Raw genomic sequence first — 8,292 nt, 5'->3', positions numbered from 1 at the left:
GTGCTTCTAATTGAGCCTTTAAACTTACGTCTATCCTGTAAACCAATGCTTAAGCCCTTTAGGAGAGTTTAAGGTTAATGAGGACTTTATCACTTGTTTAGAATCTGATGGATCGAGCAAAAATTATGACCAAACCTTTCTTTCGCGATTTTATGGAATCGTCACCGGATTTAAATGGCAAAACCATTCTGATTACAGGTGGAACAGGAAGCTTTGGGAAAGAGTTTGTAAAGATTGTTTCTGAACGCTGGGAGCCCAAAAAACTGATCGTGTTTTCACGCGATGAGCTAAAACAATATGAAATGGCGCAGCAATTTCCGCCAGCTGATTACCCGTTTATGCGCTATTTTATTGGTGATGTACGCGATCAGGCGCGCCTTGAAATGGCGATGCGCGGTGTTGATTATGTGATACATGCGGCGGCGCTTAAGCATGTGCCAATTGCTGAATATAACCCAATGGAATGTATCCGAACCAATGTGTTTGGTGCTGAAAATGTGGTCAATGCGTCTATCAAATCTGGTGTGAAAGCCGTTGTGGCGCTTTCAACGGATAAAGCGGCTAATCCGATCAATCTTTATGGTGCGTCTAAGCTTGCGGCTGATAAGGTTTTTGTTGCAGCGAATAATCTTTCTGGTGCGGATGGTACGAAGTTTTCTGTTGTGCGTTACGGGAATGTGTTGGGATCGCGTGGCTCTGTTGTGCCTTTCTTCCGCAAGTTAATTGCTGAAGGTGTCGATCATTTGCCAATCACAGATCAACGCATGACACGTTTCTGGATTACGCTGGAGCAAGGCGTGAATTTTGTGTTGTCTGGTTTGGCGCAAACTGAAGGTGGAGAGATTTTTGTTCCCAAAATTCCATCTTCGACAATTGGGACGCTCGCCACCGCGTTAGCGCCTGATTTGCCACAAAAAGAGATTGGCATTCGTCCGGGTGAAAAACTGCATGAAATTATGGTGCCGGAAGATGATGGACGCTCAACAGTTGAGATCGCGGACCGCTACATCATTTTGCCTGCTGGACGTGAGCAATTGATGGATGACTGGTTGGCGAAAGGCGCAAAATCTGTTGCTGAAGGTTTTGCCTATTCATCAGATCAAAATGATGAAGTGCTCGATGATATGTCCGTTCTTGAAATGCTTGCACTTACATTTCCGGGTGAGAGTTTAAAAACAATGGCGAACACGATGCGTCGACGTAATGGCGACGCACCAGATTCGCTTGCGGATACAGACCTTGCGGTATCTGCTGCTAAGAAGCGCAAACCCCGCAAGCGCGGTTGATTAATTATACAATTTCCTGATCTTGCCAGTCAAAACTGAGTGGCGCTTCGCGGAATGCGAAGCGATCAAGATGGCTTTGTACAGTGCTTTTTAACTTGTCCAACTGCTCTGCCTCGCTGGCTTGAAGCTGACATGTGAGTTGCGTCTCTCCTGCATTCATGAGGAGCGTGGCATCACCTTTCCAATTCGCGCCGCGATTGTTCGCGGGAAAAGTGATACGGGCTTTCTCGCTATCAAATTCCACTTCCAGATTATGGGACCAATGTTTGCAAAGTTGTTGCAAATATTTACTAGCGCTTTGGGTTGGGGTTTCAGATTGGCTTGAATAGATTTGGGGTGCTGAGTTCGTCATGGGGTTAGAGTCTCTCGATTTTGTGGGTGGCTTCATCGATGATTGCGGCAATATCTAAGGCTGTTGCGTCTGTTGCATCCGATTGGGTCATTCGGTTGCGCAGGGCTGTTTTGATGTTTTCCATTGCGCGTTTGACTGGGGCGGGGTTTAGGCGTCCATGTTCGGTGGCGAGGCTTTCTAGGCGTTGCAATAGGGAGGACGTCGTTTCTGATTGTGTTTGAAGTTCACTTTCTCCGTCCGGCGTAACGCTGAAAGCTTTTTTGCCGCCTTCTTCTTGCTGGGCAGAGATAAAGCCGATGTCTTCAAGCATTGAGAGAGCTGGATAGACAACACCCGGGCTTGGCGCGTAGCTGCCGCCGGAATGTTCTTCAATAGCGCGGATCAGATCATAACCATGTTTAGGGTTTGTGCTGATGAAGTGAAGGAGGACAAGGCGAAGTTCGGCAGCGTCAAATACACGTCTGCGTCCGCCTCTACCCATACCGCCATGGCGGTGACCGTTTTTGTGACGACATTCTGATCTGTGTCTGCGGTGTTTGTGGCCGTGTTCTCTGTGGTTTTGGTTTATGTGTGAAAATCTCAAATTTATCTTCCTTTTATAATTAAGATAAGCTCAAGATATATCTTAGAAATAAATAATCAAGTACTACTTGCGAGATATTCTCAAATATCTGCTTGGAAAGGTAGTCACATTCGCGTGAATTTCAAAAAAAAGCGGTTTAATCTGGCTAAATGCCGAACGCACCTTTGATACCGTCAATGAGGAGTTGGACGGAAAGAGCTGCCAATATCACACCAAAAATACGTGTGACCGCACCTGCTACGCTATCGCCCATAATACGAATGAGCGGCGCAGCACCTAAAAATACGAAATAGCATAAAAGCAAGTTGGCAAGTATGGCACCTATAACAATGGCTTGATTTAGAAGGCTTCCGCTCGCATTTTGCATGTATAACATGGCGGTCGCAATAGATCCGGGCCCAGCCAGCATAGGAATGCCTAACGGGAAGACTGAAACATCATCAAGGTTTTCATGTTCTTCATCTTCAAGCAAAGCTTCGGCGCGACTTTCGCGGCGCTCCGTGCGTTTTTCAAACACCATTTCCAACGCGATGAGGAATAGCAAAATTCCGCCAGCTGCTCTGAAAGCATCGATTGAAATGTGCAAGGCACCCAATAGCCAAGCACCGCCAAATGCAAATCCGACAATAATTATACCGGCAACAATAACAGATTTATAAGCCATTTTTCGTGCAAATTTAGGACCGCCACCTGCGGTTAAAGACGCAAAAACGGGAGCGACGCCGGGAGGGTCGATCAAAACAAAAAATGTCACGAAAGTCGCGAGTGCAAGGCTTAATAATTCTTGAGTCATCCAGCGCGAATATATGCGCAAATGAAAGTTGGCAACACCTAGCGATAGAGATTTTTTGCAAAGAAATGTTTCTGGCTGTGTCTAATTTGGCTGAAACATCACTAGTTTGAGGCTAATTTTCATATATCCACAACGAAATGAGCAATTCTATCGCTTAAAACGAAACAAAGCGCCGACGAGGTCGACGCTTTGTCTGGGGTCTTGCCATGCGAAAGCTTTGGAAATTATTCCGCTGCTGTTGCCGTGGCAGAGTCATCTAGAGGAAACTCTAGTCGAGATAGCATTTCTTTTGGACAAACTTGTTTGAAGTTTGAGAGCTCCAGTTCCCAGTTTGCTAAGATTGAGTTTGCAAGCGCAGAAACAGTACGGTCCTGATGGTCTATAATGAGAGATTTAAGCTCATTTTCCCAATGCTTGGATTTGATTGTATCCCAAACAATTGCTTCAGGGTTGGCCATGACTCCAAATTTATCGTCTGGATCATAGATATAAGCCATCCCACCTGTCATACCTGCACCGAAATTGTCGCCAATTGGTCCAAGGATTACAGCGCGGCCACCTGTCATATATTCACAACCGTTAGATCCACAGCCTTCGATGACAGCTGTCGCACCAGAGTTACGAACCGCAAAACGTTCTGCAGCTTGTCCAGCGGCGAATAGATAGCCGGACGTGGCTCCATATAGACATGTGTTTCCGATGATGGTGTTTTCATGAGCTAGGAAACGAGCACCGGATGATGGACGCAAGATGATTGTCGCACCTGAAAGACCTTTACCAACATAATCATTGGCATCACCGATCACTTCGAGTGTGAGACCTTTCACACAGAAGGCACCAAGTGACTGACCAGCGGACCCGTCAAGTGTGACCCATAGGCGACCTTCTGGAAGGGGATCATCCGTTCCAAATTTACGCACAATGTGAGACGAGGCACGTGTACCGATAGCACGCTGAACATTGCGTACTTTATAGTCCACTTGCATTTTTTCGCCTTTTTCAAAGAAGGCAGCTGCATCGCGCAGTATTTCTGCATCCAAAGAATCCGGTACTTCATTGCGAAGATTAGGTTTGTATTCAATTTTCTGATCAGCATCCGCACGAATGAGAAGTGGGTTTAGATCAAGATCATCAAGGAATTCAGATCCACGTGACACCTGAGAGAGAAGGTCTGTGCGACCGATCACTTCATTGAGGGTTTTGAATCCGAGTTCGGCAAGAATATCGCGAACTTCTTCAGCAATGTGTGTCATCAGGTTGACTACTTTATAGGGTTTCCCTGTGAATTTCTCACGTAGATCATCGCGTTGAGTACACACACCAACAGGACAGGTGTTGGAGTGACATTGACGCACCATGATACAGCCCATAGCGACAAGAGACGCCGTTCCAATACCGTATTCTTCAGCACCCAACATGGCTGCCATAACGATATCACGCCCTGTGCGCAGGCCACCATCCGTACGAAGTGTGACTTGGTCGCGCAAATTGTTGAGCGTTAGGACTTGGTGGGCTTCAGCAAGACCGATTTCCCACGGAAGACCAGCAAATTTAACGGATGTTTGCGGGCTAGCACCTGTACCACCGACATTACCTGCGATCAGGATGATGTCTGCTTTCGCTTTAGCAACACCAGCGGCAATTGTTCCTACACCTGAACGCGCAACAAGCTTCACACAGACACGAATGTCAGGGTTGATCTGCTTGAGGTCGTAGATTAGCTGCGCCAAATCCTCGATTGAATAAATATCGTGGTGTGGCGGAGGCGAGATTAGCGTCACGCCGGGTGTCGCATTCCGGTTTTTAGCGATGAATTCAGTCACTTTGAAGCCGGGAAGTTGTCCGCCTTCACCTGGTTTTGCACCTTGAGCGACTTTAATCTCAACTTCTTTACATTGGTTAAGGTATTCAGCTGTGACACCAAAACGACCTGAAGCCACTTGCTTGATTGCTGAGTTCATGTTGTCGCCATTTGCCATCGGCTTATAGCGTTCACGAACCTCACCACCTTCACCGGAAACTGATTTAGCCCCAATGCGGTTCATGGCAACGTTGAGTGTACCGTGAGCTTCTGGACCAAGCGCCCCAAGCGACATGCCGGGTGTGATGAAGCGTTTGCGGATTTCATTGACCGATTGAACATCTTCTTGAGAAAGTGGTTTTCTCGTTGATGCAAAATCAAGCAAATCACGCAATTGAAGCGGGTGTTCGCGTGCTTCTTTTTTGATTGCTTCGGCGTATTTTTTCCACTCAGTGTAACTGCCTGTGTCACATGCTTTTTGAAGTTGGTGAATAAGATCACCTGTCAAAGCGTGACGCTCGCCCGAACGACGGATGCGGTAGAAACCACCAACAGGCAGAGCCATAACTTGACCCTCCCAAGCTTTGTCGTGAAGGCCGAGTGTTTTCTTGGCAAGACCATTCAGGCCGATACCTGAAATTTTGGATGTCATGCCCGGGAAGTAATTGTCCACGAGGGCGCGTGATAATCCAAGCGCTTCGAAGTTATATCCCCCGCGATAAGAGGAAATAACCGAGATGCCCATTTTGGACATGATCTTAAGAAGACCAGCATCAATGGATTTTTTGAAATTCTGACAGGCTTCTTTAAGTGTAACACCTTGAACAAGGCCACGAGAAAAACGATCAGCAATAGTTTCCATTGCTAGATAAGCATTTACACATGTTGCTCCAACACCGATGAGGACGGCGTGATAGTGTGTGTCCAGACATTCAGCAGAACGCACTGTGATAGAACAGAATGAACGCAATTCTTTTTTCACAAGGTGAGAATGTACAGCTCCAACAGCAAGGATCATCGGAATGCCGGCTAATTCACCATTCTGGTTTTCATCGGTAAGAACAATGTGCTCTTTACCTTGAGACACAGCGTCTTCTGCTTCCTGACAGATGCGGATCAGGGCAGCTTGCAATGTGCCACCAGCGGATTGAGAAGCGGCTGCATCTGCATCAAATGTACAATCGATAATGGAGACGCCATCGCCAAGAATGTCGATGAGGTTATTATACATGCCTGTAGTTAGGACAGGGCTTTCCAATAAGAACACGTTTGATTGGGCTTCATCATCGGCAAGAATGTTACCGAGGTTTTTAAAGCGTGTTTTCAAACTCATCACGCGGTCTTCACGCAATGGGTCAATCGGTGGGTTTGTCACCTGTGAGAAGTTCTGACGGAAATAGTGGGATAGAGGGCGATAGCCTTCGGATAGAACAGCGATAGGGCTGTCATCACCCATAGACCCAATAGCCTCTTTTCCATCTTCAATCATCGGCGATAGAATGAGCTCAGTTTCTTCCATAGAGAAACCAGCAGCAGTTTGACGGCGTAATAATTCATCGCGGTCATATGTTTTTGGTTCTGTGCCTTCCGTGACGCGCTCATCTAGCTCGATCACATTTTCTAGCCACTCATCATAAGGGTGTTGTGCAGCGAGTGCATCAATCACTTCTTTGTGGTTATAGAATTTACCTTCTTCGATGTTGACTGCGATCATGCCGCCCGGAGCCACGCGACCGCGACGGTCAATTGTGTCAGGATCAAGCGGACACATGCCTGTTTCCGAACCACATGCAAGCACGCCATCATTTGTGAGAGCATAACGCATTGGACGAAGACCGGAACGGTCTAGTCCGGCAACTGCCCAACGTCCATCAAACGCACATACAGCGGCAGGGCCATCCCATGGCTCCATCACAGCATTTGCATAAGCATAGAGACCTTGGTGGGCTTGAGGCATGACGTCTTCACGTTTGGACCATGCTTCGGGAATAAGAAGTGTTTTTGCCATTGTGGCTTTGCGGCCAGCACGCACGAGCAATTCAAATGCGGCATCTAGAGCTGCAGAGTCTGATGAGCCAAGTGAAATGACGGGTTTAATGTCGTTTTCATAACCTTCAAATGTCTCGGAAACCATGCGGATTTCGTGCGACTTCATCCAGTTTACATTTCCGTGAATGGTGTTGATCTCACCATTGTGTGCCAACATGCGGAAAGGCTGAGCCAACCACCATTGTGGGAATGTGTTTGTTGAATAGCGTTGGTGGTAGATTGCGACTGAAGAGACAAAACGTTCATCCTGAAGGTCAGGGTAGAATTTATCGATGTCCTCAGCCAAGAACATACCTTTATAAATGATCGCTTTGGCAGAAAACGAACAGATATAGAAGCTTGGAATACCTGCTTCACGGACGCGTTTTTCTATGCGGCGGCGGCAGATATATAGAATTTTTTCAAGCTCAGCTTCGTCGCGTCCTGATGGGTCACAGAACATGATTTGCTGGATTTCAGGACGTGTCGCATCAGCTTTTTGTCCGATGACAGATGTGTCGATCGGAACTTGACGCCAACCATAAACATGGAAGCCAAAACCAACGACTTCTGTTTCAACAATTGTACGGGCGCGTTCTTGGGCACCTAGGTCTTCACGGGGCAAGAAAACCTGACCAACACAAATGGGTTGATCTTCGTTGGGTGCGTGTCCTGTTTTTTGGATTTTGGCGTGGAAAAACGCTTGCGGCACATCCAGACGGATACCCGCGCCATCACCTGTTTTACCATCGGCATCCACAGCACCACGGTGCCATACGTTTTTTAGTGCTTTGATACCGGCTTCAACGATTTTACGGTTGGGTGTACCATCCATTTGTACAACAAGACCAACACCACACGCGTCATGCTCATCAGCAGGATTATATGCGTGTGCATCCATCAAAGCCTGACGTTTGGCTTCATAATCAGCTTTGTAATTGTTTTGTTCGGTCATCGGTTTTCACCTATTTGGGTGGAGAACGGTCGTGTTTTTGCCTGACCATCCCCAGAATTTTGTCCAATTGCGCAAAATTATTCTGTTTGCGCTTATTCTATTTATTCAGCAGCTATTTTCGAACTAGCTGCCTGAGCTTTCATGTATTTGTGCATGTGCTCGGCTGCGTCGCGGCCATCTTTTACGGCCCAAACGACAAGAGACGCACCGCGCATAATGTCACCAGCTGCAAACACACCATCAAGAGATGTCATCAGGTTTGCGTGATTGACTTTCAGAGCACCCCAACGGTTCACAGTCAAAGCTTCTTCATTAAAGAGCTGTGGTAGGTCTTCAGGGCTGAAACCAAGTGCTTTAATGACGATGTCTGCTTTCACTTCGTATTCTGAACCTTCAATTGGTTCTGGAGAGCGACGACCAGAAGCATCTGGCAGGCCAAGCTTCATGCGAAGTGCTTTAACCGCTTTAACACCGCCAGTTTTTTTCTCGACGAC

At 47.1% G+C, this 8,292-nt stretch carries 6 protein-coding genes; 1 reads left to right on the top strand and 5 read right to left on the bottom strand.

What is annotated here, in order from left to right:
* Nucleotides 1-125 precede the first annotated feature (125 nt).
* A complete protein-coding gene (pseB, locus tag AC5EF3_RS16160; RefSeq protein WP_493548779.1) occupies nt 126-1,286 on the top strand; it encodes a UDP-N-acetylglucosamine 4,6-dehydratase (inverting) in 1,161 nt (386 codons plus the stop codon).
* 4 nt (nt 1,287-1,290) lie between these two features.
* On the opposite strand, the gene AC5EF3_RS16155 is transcribed toward pseB, so the two are convergent.
* From AC5EF3_RS16155 to AC5EF3_RS16135, 5 genes are all read right to left on the bottom strand, one after another.
* Nucleotides 1,291-1,638 carry a DUF2218 domain-containing protein gene (locus AC5EF3_RS16155; protein ID WP_493548778.1) on the bottom strand — a complete coding sequence of 116 codons (348 nt, stop codon included), beginning with the start codon at nt 1,636-1,638 and terminating at the stop codon, nt 1,291-1,293.
* Nucleotides 1,639-1,642: 4 nt separating this feature from the next.
* Entirely contained in the window at nt 1,643-2,221 is a 579-nt protein-coding gene (locus AC5EF3_RS16150; RefSeq protein WP_493548777.1) for a PadR family transcriptional regulator, read from the bottom strand.
* Between the two features lie 145 nt (nt 2,222-2,366).
* Nucleotides 2,367-3,014, bottom strand: coding sequence for a MarC family protein (locus AC5EF3_RS16145; RefSeq protein ID WP_493548780.1), 648 nt, complete (start codon nt 3,012-3,014; stop codon nt 2,367-2,369).
* A 224-nt stretch (nt 3,015-3,238) separates the two neighbouring features.
* Nucleotides 3,239-7,798 (bottom strand): glutamate synthase large subunit, encoded by a 4,560-nt coding sequence (gene gltB, locus AC5EF3_RS16140; protein WP_012778065.1) that lies wholly within the window; start codon nt 7,796-7,798, stop codon nt 3,239-3,241.
* Between the two features lie 101 nt (nt 7,799-7,899).
* On the bottom strand, nt 7,900-8,292 hold a 393-nt coding region (locus AC5EF3_RS16135; protein ID WP_493548776.1), incomplete at its 5' end, for an FAD-dependent oxidoreductase.

The sequence above is a fragment of the Hirschia sp. genome, from assembly GCF_058892565.1.
This window is presented reverse-complemented; position numbering and strand designations above follow the sequence as displayed.

What these genes read in the sequence shown, in the direction of transcription:
- pseB (WP_493548779.1), top strand. Translation starts at nt 126, where the DNA reads ATGACCAAACCTTTCTTTCGCGATTTTATGGAATCGTCACCGGATTTA.
- AC5EF3_RS16155 (WP_493548778.1), bottom strand. Translation starts at nt 1,638, where the DNA reads ATGACGAACTCAGCACCCCAAATCTATTCAAGCCAATCTGAAACCCCA.
- AC5EF3_RS16145 (WP_493548780.1), bottom strand. Translation starts at nt 3,014, where the DNA reads ATGACTCAAGAATTATTAAGCCTTGCACTCGCGACTTTCGTGACATTT.
- gltB (WP_012778065.1), bottom strand. Translation starts at nt 7,798, where the DNA reads ATGACCGAACAAAACAATTACAAAGCTGATTATGAAGCCAAACGTCAG.